Here is a 21,714-nt window from a genome sequence, read left to right on the forward strand (position 1 = left end):
GCGTGAGATTCAGGCGCTCGCCAGGCCGCGCGCGGGAGCGTCTTCAGCGCGCGCCCCCAGGAAGGCGTTATAGGCACGCGCAAGACCTTCCACGAGGGCGACCCTCGGCTGCCATCCCAGCGCACGCAGGCGAGCGCTGTTCATGAGCTTGCGCGGCGTGCCGTCGGGCATCGACACATCGAACTGGACCTCGCCGTCGTAATCGATCACGCCCGCAATCGTCTGCGCGAGTTCGGCAATCGTCACGTCGCTGCCAAAGCCCACGTTGATGTGGCTTTGCATCGGCGCCGTACATTGCGCGTAAAGCGTGCGATCCATCTCCATCACATAGACGCTTGCCGCCGCCATATCGTCGACATAGAGGAATTCGCGGCGCGGGCGGCCCGATCCCCACACCCGCACCGCGCGATCGCCCTTGTCGCGCGCCTCGTGGAATCGGCGGATCAGCGCTGGGACGACATGACTTGTCTGCATGCTGTAGTTGTCGCCCGGTCCATAGAGATTGGTCGGCATCACGCTGCGATAATCAGTGCCGTGCGAGTCGCCGAACTGGCGGTTATAGCTCTCGCACAGCTTGATTCCAGCGATCTTCGCGATGGCGTACGGCTCGTTGGTGGGTTCGAGCTTGCCGCTCAGCAGCGCGCCTTCGTCGATTGGCTGTTCCGCGAACTTCGGATAGATGCAGCTAGAGCCGAGAAACAGCAGGCGCTGTACGCCCGCGCGCCAGGCCTCGTGGATCACATTCGCCTCGATCATCAGGTTCTCGTAAATGAAGTCGGCGGGATATTGATCGTTCGCGAAGATGCCCCCCACCTTCGCTGCGGCCAGATAGACCTCGTCGATCGATTCGTCGCGAAAGAATGCGCGCACGGCTTGCTGGCTCGTGAGATCGAGTTCGGCATGGGTGCGTGTGACAAGTTCGACATCCGGGCGCAGTGCCAGGATACGCGCGATGGCCGCGCCCACCATGCCGCGATGGCCCGCGACATACACGCGCTTACGTTTGTTCTGCATGATCCGCTCCTTGGCCCTTGCACTCATTCGTGATAGTCGTAGACGACATAACCGTGTTCTTTCACCAGTTCGTCGCGCCCGGCCAGCTCGTAGTCGGACCAGACCATTTCCTTCACCAGTTGCGCGAAGCTCGTGGTCGGCTCCCAGCCCAGCTTCTGCCTGGCCTTGGACGGATCGCCCAGCAGCGTTTCCACTTCGGTGGGCCGGTAATAACGCGGATCGATGCGCACGATCACGTCGCCGGGCTTCACGTGCCGGCCGTCGTGCACGGCCGCGACGGTGCCTGTTTCCTCGACGCCGTCTCCGCTCCAGGCGATCTCTATGCCCAGTTCCGTCGCGGCTGCCTCGACGAAATCGCGCACGCGGTACTGCACGCCGGTAGCGATCACGAAGTCCTCGGGATGGTCCTGTTGCAGCATCAGCCATTGCATCTGCACGTAGTCGCGCGCATGGCCCCAGTCGCGTTTTGCGTCCAGATTGCCCAGATAAAGCGTCTTTTGCAGGCCCAGCTTGATACGCGCGATGGCGCGCGTGATCTTGCGCGTCACAAAGGTCTCACCGCGATTCGGGCTTTCGTGATTGAAGAGAATGCCGTTGCACGCGTACATGCCATACGCTTCGCGGTAATTCACCGTGATCCAGTAGGCGTAGAGCTTGGCCACGGCATACGGGCTGCGCGGATAGAACGGCGTGCGCTCGGTTTGCGGCGTTTCCTGCACAAGCCCGTAGAGTTCGGAAGTGGAGGCCTGATAGAAGCGCGTTTCCTTAGTCATGCCAAGGATGCGGATGGCTTCCAGAATCCGCAGTGTGCCGGTTCCATCGGCATTAGCCGTATATTCCGGCTCCTCGAACGATACCGCCACATGGCTCTGCGCCGCGAGGTTGTAGATTTCCGTGGGCCGCACGGACTGGATGATACGGATGAGATTGGTCGAATCGGTCAGATCGCCGTGATGCAGGACGAAGTTGCGGCCCTTCTGATGCGGGTCCTGGTACAGATGGTCGATGCGGTCGGTATTGAACAGCGACGCGCGGCGCTTAACGCCGTGGACTTCATAACCCTTATCGAGCAGCAGCTCCGCGAGATAGGAGCCGTCCTGCCCCGTGATGCCGGTGACCAGTGCAACCTTGCGTTCCATGATGGCGCTCTCCAGTGTGCGTGTGGTGTGGCTGATTCAGTGCAATTCCACGGCGTCTGCCGTGTAGGTGGGGAACTTCGATCCGTAGCCAAACGGGCCGCGCGGCACGTCGGTGAGCACCACGCCCTTCACGGCGATGCCGCCGTGACGCAGCCGCCGCACGGTTTCGCCGATGCCGGACAGCGCGTCGCGCCCATGCCGGCAAACCAGCAGCGTCGCGCCTGCGCGGCGCGCGATCAGCGCGGCATCGGTCACGGCCAGCACCGGCGGCGTATCGATCAGCACGACGTCGTAGCGCGCGGACAGCTCGTCGAGCAGCGAGCGAAAACGCTCGCTCATCAGCAACTCCGAGGGATTCGGCGGCACCGTGCCTTGCGGCAAGGCGTCGAGTCCGGGTAACACGTCGCGGACCAGCGCGCTATCGAGATCCGCGCCCGCGATCACATCCGAAAGACCGGGACGGCGGCGGATGTTGAGATACTCGTGGATATCGCCGCGCCGCATGTCGCCATCGACGATGATCGTGCGCTTGCCGCCCAGCGCGAGCACGGCGGCAAAGTTCACCGAGACGAACGACTTGCCGACCTTGTTGCGCGGCCCCGTGATCGCGACGACATTGTTGCTGGCCGCAAGGAGTCCGAACTGCATCGCCGTGCGCAGGTTGCGGATACCTTCGATCGCCACGTCGTGCGCGGCGCAGCCGGCCAGCACATGCTGGGCGCGCGTGCCGCGCTTCATCGCCTCGTAGATCTTCAGTTGCGCGGCGCTGCGCGGCACGACCGCATAGACCGGCACGCCGATCACGTGCTCGATTTCCTTCGAATTCTCCACGCCGCCAAACACCATCTTGCGGCACAGCGCGATGCCTATTCCCACCAGCACGCCCAGCAACGCGGAGAACACGAGAATCATCGAGCGGTTCGGGCGCACCGGATATTCGGGTGGCGAAGCGTGATCCACCACGCGTACGCTGCCCACCTGCCCCGCCTTCACCACACGCAATTGCTGCGCGCTGTTGAGCAGGTTCGTGTACAGCTGCGTATCCACGCGCACATCGCGCATCAGGCGCAGCGCGTTCTGCTCGGTACCCGGCATTTTCTCGACGCGCGCGGACAGATCGGCCATCTGCTCACGCAGCGTCCCCATCTGCGCATCGAGCGCGGCAACGGCGGGGTGCTTGGGCGTGAAGCGTTGCAGCATCTCGTCGCGCTGCTGCTGTAAATCGACGAGTTTGGTCTTGTCGTCCACCACTTGCTGCAGCAGCAGACGGCTTTCTTCGCTCAGATCGACCGAGCCATTTTCATTGCGAAAGCGGTTGTACTTCTGTTCGGCGTCGTCCAGTTCCGCGCGCAGTTGCGGCAACTGCTGCTCCAGAAATGCGAGCGTATGCTCGGCTTCGCCGGAACGGCTATCGACGTTCTGCTTCACGTACTGCCCCGTGATCGTGTTGAGGATCAGCGCCGTACGCCCGGCGTCGTTGCCATGCAGGCTCACGCCGATCATGCCTGACTGTTTGGCCTTTTCCGCCACGGTGAGATGGCTCTGCAAGTCACCCGTGGCATGTTCGAGCGACATCTTCGTCACGCCGAACTGCGTGCCCGGCCGCGCCACCAGCGTATCGACACGCATCGTCACAGTATCGCCGCCGACTTGCGCCGTCGCCGTCGTGCCCGCGCGCCCGTTCAGAACCAGTTGGCCGCCCTTTGTCACGAGGCTGTACGCATTGCCGCCCTGCGCGACCAGTACCACGCCTTCGCGCGCGAGACGCGGCGGCAGATCGAGCGCGCTGATCGCTAACTCTTCGCCGCCCCACGCGTATTGAGCAAGGCCGAAGCGCGGCGGCGCAAGCTCGCCGGGCGGCACGCGGCGCGCGAGCGCCGCGCCGATCAGCGGGAAATAATGCGGCTGCACGTCGATATCCAGATGCAGTTGCGACACGGCCTGGCCGACCACGAGGTCCGAGCGCAGCAATTCGATTTCGGCGGCGGCCGTGCCCCCTTTGTCGAAGATCGAAGCCAGTTCGCCCAGCGAATCACGGTCTTTCGACGACAACTCGTTATCGAGAATCTGGATCAGCGACTGCGCTTCATACACCGGCGTGGCGACGAACGCATAGAGGCCGCCGAGCAGCAACGCGAGCACGGTCATTGCAAGAATAAGCCGCCAGCTTTCCGCGATGCGCGAGAACCACATCGACAGCGGCACATCCATTTGCGCGGCGAGCGGTTGCGTCTCCAGCGGCGTCACGGCGCTCAGGTGCTCGGCAGCGGGCTCTCGTACAAGGCGAGGAGTAGGTGCGTTCATTTCGTCAACACCGCTGCGGTAAGGCCCGCGTTAATGGCCGGAAGAAGGAGGTTCAGCACGCGCGAGAGGCGTACGAGCCCGTTGCTGTCGACATAGACGACGTCGTTCGATTGCAGCTGGAACTGGTTGGCGAGAATCATCGACACCGGCGAGCGTGCGTCCAGGTGATAGACCTGCGGCTCGGTGCCTTCCGCGCCGCGAATCACGTAGAGCTGCTGTGGATCGGCGGTATTGGCGTTGACGCTGCCCGCCTGCGATATCGCATCGCTCAGCATGAGCTTGCCGTTGCGCATGGGCACGGCCGTCACCGGCTTCGACACTTCGCCCATCACGTAGACGCCGTTTTCCTCGCGCGCCACCACGCGCAGCAGGTCGCCGTTGCGCAGACGGATGCTCGCCGGGTCTTCGCCGCGCGCGAGCATGGCGGGCAGATCGAGCCGATACGACTTGCCATCGCGCACGAGCACCATCTGGCTCTGGTCGGCGTTCTTCGTGAAGCCGCCTGAGCGCGAGACCGCCTGATAGAGCGTCATCGGCACGTCGTTGATCGCCTGCGCCCCGGGCGACTGCACTTCGCCATCCACGTAGACCTGCTTCGAGCGGTACGACACGATGCGAACCGTCACCTGCGGCTTGTTGTAGACCTCGGAGAGCCGCTCATGCACGAGACGCTGCACGTCCTCGATATGCATACCCGCGACGTGTTCACGGCCCACGTACGGGAACTGTAGATAGCCATCCTGATCAATTACAAAACCCGGCGCGGGGTCGGCGGAGCGCTGCGCGGACACGCTGTTGGCCTGGCCGCCTTGCGCCGCGATCAGTTCCGGGTGATCCCAGACGGTGATGTCGAGCACGTCGCCCGGGCCCAATGTGTAATGCGCGGGCTGGCCAGCCGCCCCGAGCGTGGCCCAGGTATTGTCGGGCGCGGCAGCGGCGCGCAATTGCTGGATCAACCGCAGATTGATTTCCGTGACCGGAATTTCGGCTTGCGCCTGCGCGGAATGGCTATCGGAGCCTTCGCCCGTCGGCAAGGTAGCCGGTTGCGACATGCGCATGCCCGGCGCAGTGGAGCAACCCGTGAGCGTGCTGGCCAGCGCGAGTATGGCGATGAGCGCCGCCAGTGCGCCGCGGTCCAGGCGGCGAGACTGCGTTTCATGACGCGCTTTATGACGCGCCAGGCGACACGTTTGCACGCGCATCGCGCCACGTGCTCTTCGGCACGCGTGCAGGACGGCGGCAACGATGAAACCTTCCAGCATCTGGATGAACACGATCATTCTTCCCCAACGTTGAGAGGAAACCAAGGACAACGATCGAAAACCCCGGAACAGACGCCATGTTCACCACCGCGCCCACCACTCTCCGATCGCCACACCATGAAAGCGCAATCAATACGCGTTGCTGTGCACGATCCCCTTGAGAACGGTGGCCGCCACGATGCGCATGTCGAGCGCAAACGACCAGTGGTGCAGGTAGTAGAGATCGTGCTCGACGCGGCGCTCCATCTTCTCCACGCGATCGGTCTCTCCGCGATAGCCGTTCACCTGCGCCCAGCCCGTGATGCCAGGCTTGATGCGATAACGATGGATATAGCCGTTGACGACCTTGCGATAGAGTTCGTCGTGCTCGATCGCGTGCGGGCGCGGGCCGACCACGGACATTTCACCGCGCAGCACGTTGTAGAACTGCGGCAGCTCGTCCAGGCTCGTGCGGCGCAGAATCCCGCCGACTTTCGTGATGCGCGAATCGTTGCGCGTGGCCTGCATGACCTGGCCCGCGACTTCGGCGTGCTGGCGCATCGTGCGAAACTTGTAGATGCGGAACACGCGGCCATCCGCGCCCATGCGCTTTTGCGTGAAGAACACCGGGCCACGCGAAGAAAGCTTGACGGCAATGCTCACGGCGATGAACACCGGCAGCAAGGCCAACAGCGCCGCAGCCGCAAATACCCGATCGAAAAGCTCTTTCTTCGCAAGCGCGTGAGCCGGCATGGGAGACGCAACGAGATTCATCGCGGGCATGCCGATGAGATCGATCATCGCGCTGCCAAACAACGCCATGCTGCGCACGTCCGGAATGAAGCGCACGTTCACGAGATCGTCGCGAAACGCATTCACGCATTGCAGAATCGTCTGTTCCTCGCACAACGGCAGCGCAAGCCATACTTCCTGGATGCCGTTGCGGCGCACGAAATCGACGAAACTCGCGAAGTGGCCCGCGCCCGAGAAGGCCGGTACGCCGATGATCTGTGCGCCACCCGCCGGCTTCGCATCGAACGCCGCCATCGCGCGAAAGCCGGTAGCGGGCGCGTGCTGGATGCGCTCGACGATATGCTGGCAGTGCTCGCCGCAACCCACGATCGCCACATTGCGCAGATTCATGCCGGCATGGCGCGCGCGCGACAGCGCGGCCCGCACGACCAACCGCACGCCCACCATCGCCGCCGCCGTGTAGCCGATCCACCACGTGAACCACAGACGCGAGACGGCATCGGCGCGATGCACGGCGAACATCATGACCAGCGCGCAGACGGCCACCACCATCCACGCCAGCACGACCTGCGAAACCAGTCGCAAGATCGAGCGGCCACGCCACGATTGATAGACGCCGAACACGGGAAACACCGCCAGCGTGAACGCACAGGCAAACAGGGCGAACGCGCCCTCCACGCCCTGCGAAACGCTATCGGTTACGTGCAGGCTCGTGGCGAGCCGCGCACAGACAACGATCAGCGTGACGTCCAGCACGCGTGCAAGCAAACCTTGCACGCCGCCGAACGAGGCCGGTGACTCCGGCACGAACTCGATGGTACTCATGGCGCGGCTCTCCAGTTGCGAGCGCAACGAATGCGCTCAGTGCGTGCCCTACGAGCGTTCAGGCTCGGCCATACGTATCGTCGAAGCGCACGATATCGTCTTCGCCCAGATACGCACCCGACTGCACCTCGATGATTTCGAGCGGCAATTTGCCGGGGTTTTCCAGACGATGACGCACGCCGATGGGAATGAAGGTCGATTCGTTTTCGCTCAACATGAACTGCTCGTCGCCGCGCGTGACCAGTGCCGTGCCGCTCACCACGACCCAGTGCTCCGCGCGGTGGTGATGCAGTTGCAGCGAGAGCTGCGCGCCGGGTTGCACGACGATGCGCTTGACCTGGAAGCGTGCGCCCTTGTCGATCGAGTCGTAGTAGCCCCAGGGGCGGCGCACCTTGCGGTGCGTGTTGGCTTCGGGCGCATGCAGCGCCTTGATCTTCGCCACCACGCCCTTGACGTCTTTCACGCGCGAACGGTCGGCCACCAGCACGGCGTCGTCGGTCTCCACCACCACCACGTTGCTCACGCCCACGCAGGCGACCAGACGGCCTTCCGAATGCGCGAGGCTCGACGTGGAATTCTCGAACATCACGCGGCCGCGCCCCACATTGCCGTCCACGTCCTTGTCGAGCGCATCCCACACGGCGTCCCACGAACCCAGATCGGACCAGCCAGCGTCGAGCGGCACGACTACGCCGGCCGCAAGCGCCGGGTCGGTGCCCAGACGCTCCATCACCGCATAATCGATCGAGTCGGACGGCGAAGTTTTGAAGTAGTCGCGATGCGGGCGGAAGAACGCGCCGTCGTGCTGCCCCGACACATAAGCCGCCATGCAGGCCTCGTGCATGGCGGGCTGCAAATGCTGGAGCGTATCAAGCCAGACCGATGCGCGCACAACGAAGATGCCGCTGTTCCACCAGTAATCGCCGGTATCGACGTAGTGCGCCGCCAGCTCCGGCGCAGGCTTTTCGACGAAACCGGCGATTGTGCGCGCGCCTTCTTCGAGCGGCGTGCCCAGGCGGATATAGCCGAAGCCCGTATCGGGCCGCGTCGGCGGCACGCCGAGCGTGGCGATGGCGCCCGCCTCCGCATGGCGCGCGGCGCGGCTCACGGCGCGCTGGAAGGCGGCCAGGTCGCCGATCGCGTGATCGGCCGGCATGGCCACGACGATGGCGTCGCCGCCCTGTGCACAGGCGGCGGCACACGCCAGCGTGAGCGCGGGCGCGGTGTCGCGCCGTTCAGGTTCGACGATGATCGAGACCTTCGCGCCACCAGCCCGGGTCTGCTCGGCGGTCAGGAAGCGATGTTCGTCGCCGCACACGACGATCGGCTCGGGCACGATCTCCCAGGGCGTGGGAAAGCCATCCAGCCGGCGCATCGTCGATTGAAGCAGCGTGTCCTGACCGATCACGCCAATCAACTGCTTCGGGAACTGCTCGCGCGACATCGGCCACAGCCGCGTGCCCGCGCCGCCCGCCAACACCACGGGCACGATGCGCAGCGTGGGCACATGCGTCATCGGCGCGCCCGGCGTACTCACATCGAGCACGTCGACAGTCACGAACACCGGCGCCGCCTGAAACCCCGTGCGGGCGGTCTCCATAGGCTTTGCGATTTTTCCGTAATCGATTTCCATCGCTTCGTACTCCTATTATCTATGGCGAATTGAAACCGCCGGGGCAGCGGCGCGCTTACGCGCGGGCGCCTCGCCCGTCGTCGAGGAGGAATGCGTGTGCTGTCTTCGCCTCACGCGGCGTTGCGCCGCGCGCTACGTACCGTTAGCGCCGGATCGCGCTATGAGAAGAGTGCGCCCAGGAAACGCTCATTGGCCGATGGCGTTGTCCACCCGAACGCGGTGGCGGCTGCGATATTCTGTGGGCGAAACGCCCAGCCGGCTGCGGAAGACCTTGGAGAGGCGGTCGCCATCGCGCATACCGCTGCGACGCGCGATCTTGTCCACCGGCAGATCGGTGTTGACGAGCAACTGGCACGTCAGTTCGAGCCGCACCTGCAACAGATAGTCCGAAGGCGTCATGCCGAGCACGTCCTTGAAGCGCCGCAGGAAGTTACGCTCGCTCATCGCGAAGGCCTGCGCCGCGTCCGCCACCGAAATGGCGCGTTCGCAGTTTTCCTGCAGCCAGCGCGCGGACGCCCACACCTTGTCGCCCGACGTGGGGCGCGAGGCATCGGCGAACAACGCGGAAAGCCGCGTGGAAAGGCTCGGCAACGCGCGCTCGCCCACCTTGCGCGCGGCGTCGGCGCCCATGTCACGGCGGATCAGCACGAGCGCTGCACGCAACGCCTCGTGATGATCGTCCGCGCCCGCGTCCTCTTCCGGACCTGCAGGACGCATGCGCTGACCGAACGGCGCGCCGAACTGTTCCAACTCGAGCCCGGCCGCCTTCAACAACTGATGCCCTTCGCCGATTGCACGCACTTCGTCGCTTGCCGGCACCACGCGATGAAGCCATGCCTTCAGGCGTGCATCGCCCAAAGCGTTGGCCACCGCGCGCCCACCGCCGATAAAAAGCGCGTCGAAACCGCGGATGCACGAATCGCCCACTTCGTCGATCGCGGACGTCGCCAACTGAAGCGACGACGAACAGGCCACTGCGCCGCCCTCGGTCGAGAGCAACCAGACGCGATACGGCAATGTCTTGCTGCCTTCCGACATTGCAATATCGTTGGCCAGTTGAAATACCTCCGCCACCATCCCTGCGCCGAGCAGCGAAAAACCTTCGAACAGCACAATCCCGATTTGCCGGGTAACACTTTCCCGGGTGGCTCGCGTCGCGGTGTTTCTGGCAGACAGCGACGCGGCCAAACCTCGATCATCTATAACGACGTATGCCATGACTGATCCCCAATGTGGACGGTCCGCTGGCTCCCTTTTTCGCATTCCGCGATGCGATTTTATTGTTCCGTGTGCAGTGCATCATAGCTTGCCCAAATGCGTTGCGCGTGACCTGACCGATTATGGCGAGGTGTTGGCGGATCAATAAATCGGATAGTTATGTGCGTCTTCGCACATTGATACGACAAGTGCCGCACCCAATCCACGGCTAAATGAATCGAAATTCATTTGATAAAAAAGTGACTACATAGTGGTAACGGTAAGGCTGGCAGGTTGTTTTCATGTGCATGAATGCTGCGTCGCAATATGCCGGGAATTCAGGCGCATCAAGGATTTTTGGCTGATTTAACCTGATTGACGTCCCTTTGAATGAGCACGGTTTATTTGTCTGATTAAAATAAAATTCCTTACACTCACCGCCGGATTGGACTGCAAAGAATCACTAAGCATTAAATGTTCCACCTTGGTACTTTCGAGGTACATCTCATCTGATAAATAGAAGCATCAATCGAAAGACAAAAACGGGTTTTCCCGTACCTTTCTCTATCGACCGAATAGCGTGCGAAAAAAGCAACGGCAAAAATTGCGTTTGTATGGTGCACTGCAAAAAAATTCCGGTTGCATTTACCGCTTGTGAACGCCTGAATGGCCGATTACGGCGAATGCTTGGCGTCGGAGGCCGTCTGGCGCGTAGTAAGGTGGGCCGAATCCTTTGAAGCGGGCCGCGTCTGATTAGAAGCGGCGATTTCCGGCGGCACGCCCGGCGCGTTCTGACAAAAAGGCCACGCAATGAATCAAGGAGTAACGACTGAAAACGGCCTCATCAACGAATTCGTCAGGGAATTCGTCGGGGTGGTGCCGGCCGAACTGCTCGTGAATATCAATGCAAGCATCGCGTCCGCGCGTCACGAATGGCAACCGCCGGATGGCCGTCGCGCATCGGCCAGCGCGCGCCAGTTTGCCGACGCGCTGCGCCAGCACGACGCTTTTAGCGCAATGGAAGCGCAGGTCTGCGCGGCGGCGCGGCTCTGGATCCGCCAGACACTGGGCCGCGAGGCAAACGACGCCCCCGTTCACGTGCTGCGTTGTGTCGGATCACGCATGGCAGCGCAAAGCTATCTGCGTCATTTCGATTCGCACGTCCTCACGGTGCTGATTCCGCTGCAATGCGCACCCGACGGCGACCAGAATGGCGACCTGATCGTGCATATGCGCCGCTGCGAACCGCTCGCGCCGCTCATCCATCTATTCACCAAGGCATGGCTCTTCTTCGAACATGGCCTGCCGTTCGGCCTGCGCCGCGCGCTCGTCAATAGCGGTTTGAGCATGCGTCACTGCCGGCGCATTCGCTGCGTGCCTGGCAATGCCTATGTGTTCAATGGCTTCGTCACGCTCCATCACAATCTGCATGTGGCCAATGGCGAGCGCCGCTCCCTCATCATCCACTATTACGACGCGGGCCTTGAAGCCCGATTGCGCACGATGCTGCGCGCCGTGCGGCACATGCGCGACCGTCTTGCTGGGTACTCCTGATCGATCTTTACCGTTTCTCGCGGCGATTGTCCGATCGCCACGAGACCGTGGCGGCCGCGCGCGCAATTTGCCGCTCCATAATCGGCCACGCATGAGCGATGTTCCGGCAGTCCCCACAGCGCGCACGGAGGCCCAGTGAAGATTCTGATCTACGGCATCAACTACGCACCGGAAATGACCGGGATCGGCAAATACACCGGCGAAATGGCCGCGTGGCTCGCCTCGCGCGGCCATGAGGTGCGCGTGGTGACGGCGCCACCCTATTATCCCGAGTGGCGCGTCGCGCAGCCGTACACGGCAAACCGCTATGCGAGCGAAGCGCGCGATGGCGTGCGCATCTCGCGCGCGCCGCTGTGGGTGCCGTCGAAGCCGCGCGGTAAAGGGCGTCTCGTGCATCTCGCGAGCTTCGCGCTGTCCAGCCTGCCGCTGATGATGCGCCATGCCTTCTGGCGTCCCGACGTGGTGTTTTGCGTGGCGCCCAGTTTGCTCAACGCGCCCATCGGCTGGCTCGCGGCGCGGCTGTGCGGGGCGCACGCATGGCTACATATTCAGGATTTCGAAGTGGATGCTGCGTTCAAGCTCGACATCCTGCGCGGCTCGTGGCTCAAGCGCACGGCGCTCGCGGTCGAACGCGCGCTGCTCACGCGCTTCGACAGCGTCTCGACGATCTCCGGCAAGATGCTCGAACGCGCCGCCGACAAAGGCGTGCGCGCCGCGCAACTCGTGCGCTTTCCCAACTGGGCCAGCACGGATGCCGTGTATCCACTGGAGCGCACGAGCCGTCTGAAGGAAACACTTGGCATCGCGCCCGATCCCGTGGTCGTGCTGTATTCGGGGAACATGGGCATGAAGCAGGGTCTGGACGTCCTGACCGACGCGACGCTCGCGCTCAAGGATCAGCCCGATCTGGCCTTCGTGTTCTGCGGGAGCGGCCCGGCGCGCGCGGCGATCGAAGCGGCTTGCGGCAAGTTGCCGAATTGCCGCGTGATCGACCTGCGGCCCGTCGAAGAACTGAACGAGTTGCTCAATCTCGCCGATATCCACGTATTGCCGCAACGCGCCGATGCCGCCGATCTGGTGATGCCGTCCAAGCTCACCGGCATGTTCGCGAGCGGGCGCGCGGTCATCGCGATGGCAAGTCCCGGCACCGAACTGCATGACGCGGTCGCGCCGCGCGGTCTCGTCGTGCCGCCCGGGGACGCGGGCAGCCTCGCCCAGGCGATCCGCGCGTTGGCCGACGATCCGGCGCGGCGTGCCGAATATGGCCGAGCGGGCCGGGCGTTCGCGGTGGCGTCGCTCTCACGCGACGCGGTGCTGGAGGATTTCGAAACGCGTCTGCGTGCGGTGCGGCCTGCGCGCAAGGACCCCGCCATTGCGCGCGCCGAGGTCGAAAGCACGCCGACTCCGGCGCTGGAGCGGGTACGGGAGGCAAAGCGTCCGGGCTGACGGCGGGGCCCATCGCGCACGTGCGCGCGCTTTTCCGGGCTCCAGACGCAACAAAGCCGGCTCTTTCACAAGAACCGGCTTCGTTCGCTTCGTTTCGATCGACCAGCAGATGGGCGGTGGAACTCCCGAACGGCACATCAGGCGCCTGTTCGATCCGCTCCGATTGCGGTCAGATCTTTCCCAGCGGTGAACAGCTTAGTCGCGCGGCAGACCGAACGGCGTGTAGTGCGAGCGGCGGATGCGTTCGGCTTCGCGGCTACGCGCAGCGTACGAATAATCAGCATCCATCGGCAGGTAGGGCGACGCGAAAAAGTCGTCCACCTTCTGGAGCAGTGCGAGGATAAAGCTCATGATGACTCCTGGTTAGGCGGAAGTTAAGGGTTTTCCCTGACTGAAAGCATTATAGGGTTTTCCCTGAGCCAACACCAGTGCAGTGCAACAAAAAAACCGCGACGCGGCGTCGCAGCCCGTGGACAGGATACCTGTGCGTTGCATTGAAGCAACACATAGGCATCCTGCTTTTTAGGGGTCAAAAGAGATGGCGGCGGCGATCAGTTTTTTGCCGTCTGACGCGTGCCCGATTGCGCGTGCGCTTTGGCGGCATGTGAGGCCGCCTTTTCTTTCTCGGCCTTTTCGGCGGCTTTTACCCTGGCTGCGCGTTCGGCGCGGCGTGCGGAAGCGGAGGCCGATTGCGTGCGCGCTGGGGTCGGCACGACCGGCGCGGCGATCACGGGCGCGGCTGGCGCGCTCGCCTGAACAACCGGCGCATCCAGCCGCGCCGTCAGTTTGTCGAGTGCGGCCTGCTGGTTCTGAAGCAACAACTCGATGCGTTGCTGCTGCGCCTGCGCGTCAGTGGAGAAATTGGCCAACATGGTGGTCTCCACCACCGCAACGCCTGTCGTCACCACGAGCGCAGCCACCGCCGCCGTCAGCATCCACTTTGTTCTGCGCGCCTGCACGGCCAGCTCGGCAGCGACATCGGGCGACGGTGCCTTGTCCGCGTGTGCATGCACGGGGCCATGCACCGCCGCCTCGAAGTCCGAGGCGTGAACCACCGATGTCAAATGCGCCGGACTTCCGCTCGCGCTCGTCGGCGCGTAGGAAAAGCCGCTTGCGGGCGGCGCCGCGACGTCGGGCTGTTCGCCGGCTGTATCTGCTGTATAGGCTGCGTTGGCCGGTTCGGGCAGTTCCGCGACTTCAGGCCCGCCCGGCGCAGGCACGGCATCACCCACCGCATCGGCCGCAGCGGCGGGTTGCGGCGGCGCGCCCTCTTGCGCCGTATCGGCGTGAAAATACGGCTCGGTGGCGTCGGCCGGCGCGTCCTGCGTCAGCGGCGCGGTCTTCTGCCGCGCCGCGCGGCGCGCGGCGGGCGATGCCATTGCACGGCTCACTTTGGGACTGGTGCCCTGCGTCGAGCCTATGAACTCCGGCGCGGGGCCGTCTCCAAACAGGTCGAGGGTGGGTTCGGCGGGCTGGGCGGTATTCGCGGCGGTGTCAGGTGCCGCGGCTCGCCGGGAAGGCGTGCCGCGCGCACTGCGCCCGGCACCCGGCGATTCGTTCTCTGCGTGGTCTGCGTAATCTTCTTGATCGGCCATGGGTCAACGATGAGGCTCGCTTCGGATGAATTCGCGTCGCGCGGCGGTCTAGCCTGGCCGCAGCGCGACAGCCGCGATCGCTCTTCGGACGCGCGTCCGTCGATCGGCCACGCACCCTGGACAGGCATCTTAGCCGCAAACGTTACCGATGTGCGTCCCTAAAATGTGAAGTATCCATGACGCATCGACGCATCAGTTCTGCGGCCCGTCCTCGCGAAACTCCTTGACCGCGTCCAGCTTGCGCAGCGCCGTGCAGATCGCCTCGTATTCCATCGACGACACGCGGGCCAGCACGATCATCACCTCGTCGAGCTCCGGCGAATCGTCGCTTTGCTGCACCACGAACTGCTTGACGCGCGAGCTGGAGGTGCCGAGCGCGTCGTGCAGCGAATGGAAGGTGAGCGCGCCGCGCTGAACCAGCAGCGAGATCTGCCGCCGCTGCCGGAACGTGATGAAGCGGCGCTCCAGCGGCTTGATGCCCGCGAGGATGATGAGGATGATCAAGGTCGCCGCAATCGCCGCCGTATAAAGGCCGCCGCCCACCGCGAGGCCGATGGCCGCCACCGACCAGAGGCTTGCCGCCGTGGTCAGGCCGCGCACGATCTCGCCGCGCAGCAGGATCGAGCCCGCGCCCAGGAAGCCGATGCCCGACACGACCTGCGCCGCGATCCGCGACGGGTCGAGCACGACATGGTCGGTGCCGAGCACATCGGCGAAACCGAACGCCGAGACGATCATGATGAGCGTCGATCCCACGCACACCAGCATGTGCGTGCGCAGCCCGGCGGCCCACGAAAGCCGTTCGCGCTCGAAGCCGATGACGCTGCCCAGCGCCGCCGCGATGACGAGCCGCGCGATGAGTTCCCAGTTGTTGAGCATGGTTGTCGTTCTCCTCATCGTTCTAAACGTTCTAAAAAGCGTGCGAGCCGCGTGCAAGCTTTAGTAAGTCCTCGATTCGAGACGGCTGGCGCCGCGGCGTACAATCGGCGGCACCGTATTCGCTTCGCGCGCACGTACTCCATGAACGCATTCAGCAGCGCAGCCAGTCTGCGCGAACACTACGACCACACCATCTTGCCGCTATGGCGCGGCGCGGGCTTCAATACAGCACTGCGCCTGCCGCACGAGGCGCTCGACGCCACGGGTACAACGCCCCTGCCCGACACGCGCTACCGCGCCATGGCCTGCGCCCGCCAGCTCTTCGTGTTCTCGCAGGCGCACGACGCCGCGCACGCGCATACGCTGTTCGACTCGCTACGCCATACCTTTGCGGACCGCACGCACGGCGGATGGTTCTACAGCGTCGATCCGCAGGGTGCGCCGCTCGACACCACCAAGGACCTCTACACGCACGCGTTCGTGGTGTTCGCGTGCTCGGCCTACGGCCAGCGTTTCGGCGTGAGCGAAGCGCTCGATGCGGCGCGCGAAACTTCTGCGCTGATCCTCGAACGCTTCAAGGCGCCCGGCGGCCTGCTGCACGCGGCGCTCGACGCCTCGTTCGCAAACGTCAACGGCGGCCCGCTGCAAAACCCGCTGATGCATCTGACCGAGGCCTGGCTCGTGGCTCGCGACGCCACCGGCGACACCGCCTTCGACACCGCCATCACCCAGCTTTGCGAAGCGCTCGCGCGCGGCTTCCTGCACGCGCCCACGGGCTGCATCGCCGAATTGCCGCTCGGCGCGGCAGGCAACCGGCTGGAGCCGGGGCATCAATTCGAATGGTTCTGGCTCGCGGCACAGGCGGGCGAAAAGCGGCTGGGCGCGTCGGGTCTGCAGGAAGCGCTCGTGCGCGCCTTCGCGTTTGCGGTGAAGCACGGCGTGGACCCGGTCACGGGCGCCGTGGCGGCGGCTGTCGACGAAACCGGACGCGTGACGGACGCCACGCAGCGCATCTGGGCGCAGACGGAGTATCTGCGCGCGATCGCCACGCACGACGAAACCGTTGTGCGCGCAACCCTGGAAGGCCAGATCGGGAAGTTCTCCGGGCGTTTTCTGACGCCGCAAGGCTGGGTCGAATGCCGCAGCGCGAATGGCGAAGTCGCCCGCGCGGATATGCCCTCGACCACGCCGTATCACCTGCTCACGGCCTATAGCGCGCTGGAAAACGCGGCGCGCAAATGAACAAGGGCGGCACATGCGTCATGTGCCGCCCTTTCAACCTCCTCAAGCATCCTCAAGCGATGCCGGTCTGAAACACTCAGGCCGTCGCGAAAGCGCCGTCCGGCTCCTTGCGCGACGCGCTCATTTCGGCGAGATGGCGTCCTTCGGCCAGCACGGCCGGCGAAATCTCGAATGCCGCGACCGCTTCGGCAAGCTGGCGCGTCTGCTGATGCAGCGAGGCCGCCGCCGCCGCCGCTTCCTCGACCAGCGCCGCGTTCTGCTGCGTCATCTGGTCCATCTGCGACACCGCCGTATTCACCTGATCGATGCCCGCGCTCTGTTCGAGCGAGGACGCGCTGATGCCCGCCATCATCTGCGTGGCGCGCGAAATCGATGTCGACACTTCACGCATCGATTCGCCCGCGCGCTCGACCAGTTCCGAGCCGCCACGGATCTGCGAAACCGACTCGCTGATCAACGTCTTGATCTCCTTGGCCGATTGCGCGCTACGCTGCGCCAGCCCACGCACCTCGCCCGCCACCACGGCGAAGCCGCGCCCCTGCTCGCCCGCGCGCGCCGCTTCCACGGCCGCGTTGAGCGCGAGAATATTGGTCTGGAACGCGATGCCGTCGATCACGCCGATGATCTCGGCGATCTTGTCCGAGCTTTGCGCGATGGCGTGCATACGCTCGACCACCTCGCCCACCACGGCGCCGCCGCGCGAAGTCGCGTCGAGCGCGGCCTCGGCCAGTGCGTTGGCTTCGCGGGCGTTTTCGGCGGTGTTGCGCACCGTGCCGGTCAGTTCTTCCATGCTGGCCGCCGTCTCTTCGAGCGAAGCGGCCTGCGATTCCGTTCGCGCCGACAGATCGGCGTTGCCGGTGGCGATTTCGTCCGCGCCCACGTTGATGCCGCTGGCTGTCTCGCGTACCGTGTGGACCGTGCGCGCGAGGCTCGCCTGCATCATCGAAATGCCGTGGAAGAGGCGTCCGATCTCGTTGTCGCCGCGCGCGCTCACGGTTTCGTCCAGGCGCCCGCGAGCGATCCGCTCGAAGTGGCGGCCCGCTTCTTCGAGCGGCGCGACCACGCCCTTGCGCAGCCCGAGGTGCACGCCGGTGGCGAGCGCGATCAGGCCGAGCAGAATCACGATCCCCACGCTCTGGAACACGGCGAGGCGCGAATCGATCGAATCGAGCGAGCTGCGGCTGGCCGCCGAGCTAAAACGCGCGAATTCCTGCAATTCGGCCAGGTACGCGTCCTGATACGACTGCGTCGGCTGGTCGAGGAAGGCCTGGATGTTGTTCCCGTTGAGGTCGTCCACGAGTTCGGCGAGCGCCTTGTGGTAGACCTGATAACGCTGGCCGAGCGCGGCGACGCGCGCGCGGTCTTCGTCGTTGATCGGCTCGACGGCGTTGAGCGCCTGGAACGACTGGTCGGCTGCGCTCAATTGCTCCTGGGCGTGGCCGATGATGTCGGTCGGCGCCGCGCCGCCGCCACGGATCAGGCGGGTGCCTGCACGCGAGAGGTTGATGCGCGCATCCATCAAATGCTGGGTGGTTTCGTTGGCGGCGCTCGCCTGGCGCAGCGCGACCTTGGAGAGATCCTTGACGTCGTCGTGCGTGCGGGTAAGCGACCAGAAGCCGAGGCCCGCGGTCACGAGCTGAAGCACGCAGAATGCGACTAGAACGCATAGAAGGCCGGATGCGACCTTGATCTTGCTGAACATCTTGAACACCTGGGGTGGCAGTGAGTAGGTAGAGCGCCCGCATGTGATCGCGTGCGCCTGCACTGCGTTTACGGCATCGGCAAACGTTGTATTGAGGCTAAAAGCATGAATTTTCCGCGTCAAAAAGGCGACAGATCGTTTCGGAAACGAACAAAGCATGTTTTCCGCTGATTCCTGCTATTCCCCGCAACAATCTTCGTAGGCACTTGTGGACTTACATTAATTACGTATACCAACTCTTAGTTACGTATACAGCCCGACGAATCAAAGAGTTAGTCGATACCAGCTTCACTCTCACTTTGCAGACAGCCATCGGACTTCGCGGCGTCGAAAAGATACAAAGTTACGTATACGCGCCGGCCTACAACCCGAGAGACCGGAAGAGCTCCTCCTCTTCAGAACTCTCTGTAAAGGGAAGAGACACGGGAACCTCTGGAGCAGGCGGGGCTGAATCATCAGAAGTCAGGCCATATGCCTGCGCTTCGCGCTGCTGGTCGGCCTCATCGCGTTGCTTACGCGCGTTCGCCTTCGCCACGGCCATGGAGTTGCCCTCAAGGCCACCCAAAAGCGCTCGATTCCGTTCTGTCGCGCTAACCGACGCGTCTTGCTCCACTGTTACGCGGTTAGCCAAAGTCGACGACGAGCCAACTGTTGAGCACAATTGCGAAGTCCGTTTGTTTTGAAGCGATTCTGGCCAGCGCGTGCAGGAGGGGCAAAGTCTCAAAGTACTGTTCTGCATGAGAACGACGAATAGAACTGTGTCGGGCAAAGACCACGCCTTCCAGCCCGAGGTACATGGTTAGGCGCACGGTTAGCTCCGTCGGACAAACTTCGACGCCGGCTTAAGCTGGCGCGGAAGTACTGTGTGTCGGCAGCCCCTCTAAGTTTTTTTCTTTTGAAAGGCGCGTGTGTTTTCACACACGAACATTAGTTCATGTCAGCAACTTTGCAAGCAAATTCTGCGAAATCAGATGACAGTCTCGACCCGACATGGTCGAAGCTCGCGTCCCGTGCGATGCGCGTGGTGCTTGCTCGCCGGGATATGAGCTACGCGGAGCTTGCGCGAGCGCTTGGTGACATTGGCGTCACGGAGTCCGCGAGGTCCGTCGAAGGGAAAATCCAGCGTGGAACGTTCCGGTTCAGCTTCTTCCTCCAAGTACTGGCAGCATCACAGGCGGACTGCCCGCCCCCCTGGCAAACGGCGCTGACCTCCAATTCAACGTGGGAAGAGCGCGCCTGCGCCGTTCTGAAAGTAGAACTAGCCCAGTTACCGTGGCTAAGCAGCCAGCAACTCACCTCTCGCCTGGCGGAAATTGGCGTAGCGATGCAGGCTGATTCGCTTGACGACCAGATTTTGGGCGGAACCTTCTCTGCCTCCCTCTTCCTGCAATGTGCGGCTGTCTGTCGGATGTCCGCTGCGCACATGTTTGTAGACGCGTCGTCTCTAAACGACGCGGCGCTCGCTGGCGCCACGCCAGCGCGCTGAACGCGCGCATATCTACTTGCATAAAACGCGAAGCCGTCTATAGTAGTTTTGCGTGCGTTTTCACACGCAGAACTACTGAGACTGCGAGCAAAAAGTCAAACTCCAACGCTCGCGTCATTGCTCCCCCTCGCCATCCGAGAAAGCGTTGCTGCTCCCACAAGCTCTTTGGCTACTCGGCCTTCCTGTCGCGTGTGCGGCCTTCGGGTTTCTGCTCGGCCGCCTCATTCGCGAGAAGCCCACCGAAATTGAGCGCAAAAGACCACGCATCGCTGGCAGCACTGCGCATCTGCGGGACGCCCACAACCGGAGTCTGTCGCCACACTCACGAATCAGATGCGCCTTCGACGCCATCTACCTTTGCTGCGCAGAATTGGCCGAGATGCATGGTCACAAACTCGAGGCGGAGTTCCATCCGACCCGTGAGGTGGTACGGATTGGACTAGCCGCCATCAATGCGACAGAGGAACAACTACGAACCGCGGAGACTCTCGCTGATTGGGTCGTCACTAACAGCCCGCAAATGCCGAGCGTATCCGTCCTTACGGCCTTCGAACTGGCGCGCGGCGTCAGAGAGAGGACCATCGAAACGTTCCGCGCTGCCGACGCTACGCTGCACGGAAGCTGAAGGAGATTCAATCGTGAGAATCCGGGACATGCTGCATTGCCTGCAAAACGCCGACCCGGACGCGGTCATTCTCTACCTCGTATCGTTTCCCGATGTGAGCGATGCCGACGAGCTCAATCACGCATACGTCGTAACTGACGTATGGCTATCGGAGCGCAACAGGTTGGTCGATGGACTCCTTTCGAGCGCCTACCATCCGACCGAACATCGCCACTCAATTGGCTGGAATCCAGAAACTGAAGAGCAGTGGCCGGAACGTGTCGTCATCCTGTCCACCCAGCTACCGCAAGCAACTGACAGCGATAGCACCAGTTGAGGTAATGCGTTCAGCCATCCGACACTCCTGCCACCCGAGCTGATTTTCGACCTGCTCGTGGCACGCAGGTGCTCACTCGACGATAAGTCGCCACTGCAATCGCGACGGCGAGGCGCGCGCTATCGCATTGCGTCTCCCGGCCAGCGTGGCCGATGAGTACCGACGAAGACTCAATCATGGAACACGACGACCTCGCGGCAGTCTCGGTAACCGCAAATGCGGATGACTTCATGCTCGCGCTCGCGGATGAGCGCAGATTTCGAATCCCCTGGAAATGGTATCCCCGCTTACTGGCGGCGACACCAGAGGAGCGAAACGCGGTCCAGGTCTGCGAAGCAGGCGCACGGTTGCATTGGGGCCAGGCAGGCCAAGACATCAATGTGGTTGAGCTGATGCACGATGCCGAGCAGCTCTTGCTTGAGGAGGGACTAAGCGCGCGAATACCGAACGACTTTCCTGCCAACAGTTCGGCCACCTCTTTGGCAGGAGCACAGCCGAAACTTGCAGTGCGGAAAATTGCCGGACGATTTGTCGCCGGCCTGACGGCTCGCGAACGATACGCCCGGTGGGACGTCTGTGAGGACCTCGCGCAGCAGTTGGTAGCGAAAGCCCTGAAGGACGCTGAAAGATTCCCGGAGAATTCGCGTGAGATGACGCTCAGGCGCGTGCGGCAAGCGATTGAAGGTAAGGCGTGGACGAGCGAGTTGGAAACTGATTGGTTGATAGAGCGGCTGCGATTATTGCTTGCGTGGTAGGAGCTCAG

17 protein-coding genes are annotated in these 21,714 nt (G+C 63.3%); 6 read left to right on the forward strand and 11 right to left on the reverse strand.

Annotated features, from left to right (window positions below; translation table 11 throughout):
• Positions 1 to 9: 9 nt before the first annotated feature.
• The 7 genes from B0G62_RS15110 to B0G62_RS15140 all read right to left on the reverse strand — a co-directional run bounded on the left by B0G62_RS15110 (position 10) and on the right by B0G62_RS15140 (position 9,947).
• Positions 10 to 1,014: a GDP-L-fucose synthase family protein gene (locus tag B0G62_RS15110; RefSeq protein ID WP_103705021.1), complete on the reverse strand. Its 1,005-nt coding sequence runs from the start codon at positions 1,012 to 1,014 to the stop codon at positions 10 to 12.
• Positions 1,015 to 1,037: 23 nt separating this feature from the next.
• On the reverse strand, positions 1,038 to 2,153 hold the full coding sequence (gene gmd, locus B0G62_RS15115; RefSeq protein WP_103705022.1) for a GDP-mannose 4,6-dehydratase: 1,116 nt from the start codon (positions 2,151 to 2,153) through the stop codon (positions 1,038 to 1,040).
• A 36-nt stretch (positions 2,154 to 2,189) separates the two neighbouring features.
• Entirely contained in the window at positions 2,190 to 4,457 is a 2,268-nt protein-coding gene (locus tag B0G62_RS15120) for a polysaccharide biosynthesis tyrosine autokinase (RefSeq protein WP_244193257.1), read from the reverse strand.
• Positions 4,454 to 5,659: a polysaccharide biosynthesis/export family protein gene (locus tag B0G62_RS15125; protein ID WP_425270995.1), complete on the reverse strand. Its 1,206-nt coding sequence runs from the start codon at positions 5,657 to 5,659 to the stop codon at positions 4,454 to 4,456. Before B0G62_RS15125 ends, B0G62_RS15120 begins: the two co-directional genes overlap by 4 nt.
• Positions 5,660 to 5,848: 189 nt before the next feature.
• The gene (locus B0G62_RS15130; RefSeq protein WP_103705023.1) at positions 5,849 to 7,276 is read right to left on the reverse strand and encodes an undecaprenyl-phosphate glucose phosphotransferase; all 1,428 of its coding nucleotides are present in this window, start codon (positions 7,274 to 7,276) and stop codon (positions 5,849 to 5,851) included.
• A 58-nt stretch (positions 7,277 to 7,334) separates the two neighbouring features.
• Positions 7,335 to 8,792, reverse strand: coding sequence for a mannose-1-phosphate guanylyltransferase/mannose-6-phosphate isomerase (locus tag B0G62_RS15135; RefSeq protein WP_103705196.1), 1,458 nt, complete (start codon positions 8,790 to 8,792; stop codon positions 7,335 to 7,337).
• A gap of 303 nt (positions 8,793 to 9,095) precedes the next feature.
• Complete coding sequence (locus B0G62_RS15140; RefSeq protein WP_227473234.1) at positions 9,096 to 9,947, reverse strand: helix-turn-helix domain-containing protein; 852 nt, start codon at positions 9,945 to 9,947, stop codon at positions 9,096 to 9,098.
• Positions 9,948 to 10,916: 969 nt separating this feature from the next.
• Between B0G62_RS15140 and B0G62_RS15145 the strand changes: the two genes are divergently transcribed.
• Together B0G62_RS15145 and B0G62_RS15150 are read left to right on the forward strand one after the other, a co-directional pair.
• Complete coding sequence (locus B0G62_RS15145) at positions 10,917 to 11,660, forward strand: hypothetical protein (RefSeq protein ID WP_103705025.1); 744 nt, start codon at positions 10,917 to 10,919, stop codon at positions 11,658 to 11,660.
• Between the two features lie 135 nt (positions 11,661 to 11,795).
• Positions 11,796 to 13,106 (forward strand): glycosyltransferase WbuB, encoded by a 1,311-nt coding sequence (locus tag B0G62_RS15150; protein WP_103705026.1) that lies wholly within the window; start codon positions 11,796 to 11,798, stop codon positions 13,104 to 13,106.
• Positions 13,107 to 13,301: 195 nt separating this feature from the next.
• On the opposite strand, the gene B0G62_RS31685 is transcribed toward B0G62_RS15150, so the two are convergent.
• The 3 genes from B0G62_RS31685 to B0G62_RS15160 all read right to left on the reverse strand — a co-directional run bounded on the left by B0G62_RS31685 (position 13,302) and on the right by B0G62_RS15160 (position 15,580).
• On the reverse strand, positions 13,302 to 13,457 hold the full coding sequence (locus tag B0G62_RS31685) for a hypothetical protein (RefSeq protein WP_167401268.1): 156 nt from the start codon (positions 13,455 to 13,457) through the stop codon (positions 13,302 to 13,304).
• A 200-nt stretch (positions 13,458 to 13,657) separates the two neighbouring features.
• Entirely contained in the window at positions 13,658 to 14,485 is an 828-nt protein-coding gene (locus tag B0G62_RS15155; protein ID WP_103705027.1) for a hypothetical protein, read from the reverse strand.
• A 408-nt stretch (positions 14,486 to 14,893) separates the two neighbouring features.
• The gene (locus B0G62_RS15160; protein WP_103705028.1) at positions 14,894 to 15,580 is read right to left on the reverse strand and encodes an MgtC/SapB family protein; all 687 of its coding nucleotides are present in this window, start codon (positions 15,578 to 15,580) and stop codon (positions 14,894 to 14,896) included.
• Between the two features lie 141 nt (positions 15,581 to 15,721).
• On the opposite strand from B0G62_RS15160, the gene B0G62_RS15165 reads away from it, so the two are divergent.
• Complete coding sequence (locus tag B0G62_RS15165) at positions 15,722 to 16,822, forward strand: AGE family epimerase/isomerase (protein ID WP_103705029.1); 1,101 nt, start codon at positions 15,722 to 15,724, stop codon at positions 16,820 to 16,822.
• A gap of 76 nt (positions 16,823 to 16,898) precedes the next feature.
• Here B0G62_RS15165 and B0G62_RS15170 read toward each other — a convergent pair whose 3' ends face one another.
• Positions 16,899 to 18,524: a methyl-accepting chemotaxis protein gene (locus B0G62_RS15170; RefSeq protein ID WP_103705197.1), complete on the reverse strand. Its 1,626-nt coding sequence runs from the start codon at positions 18,522 to 18,524 to the stop codon at positions 16,899 to 16,901.
• Positions 18,525 to 19,458: 934 nt separating this feature from the next.
• On the opposite strand from B0G62_RS15170, the gene B0G62_RS15180 reads away from it, so the two are divergent.
• From B0G62_RS15180 to B0G62_RS15195, 3 genes are all read left to right on the forward strand, one after another.
• Positions 19,459 to 20,010 carry a DUF6471 domain-containing protein gene (locus B0G62_RS15180; protein ID WP_103705031.1) on the forward strand — a complete coding sequence of 184 codons (552 nt, stop codon included), beginning with the start codon at positions 19,459 to 19,461 and terminating at the stop codon, positions 20,008 to 20,010.
• 638 nt (positions 20,011 to 20,648) lie between these two features.
• Positions 20,649 to 20,951 (forward strand): hypothetical protein, encoded by a 303-nt coding sequence (locus B0G62_RS15190; protein ID WP_146055295.1) that lies wholly within the window; start codon positions 20,649 to 20,651, stop codon positions 20,949 to 20,951.
• Positions 20,952 to 21,127: 176 nt separating this feature from the next.
• Complete coding sequence (locus B0G62_RS15195; protein ID WP_167401269.1) at positions 21,128 to 21,706, forward strand: DUF2442 domain-containing protein; 579 nt, start codon at positions 21,128 to 21,130, stop codon at positions 21,704 to 21,706.
• Positions 21,707 to 21,714 lie beyond the last annotated feature (8 nt).

The organism is Paraburkholderia eburnea (assembly GCF_002917095.1).
Classification (GTDB): Bacteria; Pseudomonadota; Gammaproteobacteria; order Burkholderiales; family Burkholderiaceae; genus Paraburkholderia; species Paraburkholderia eburnea.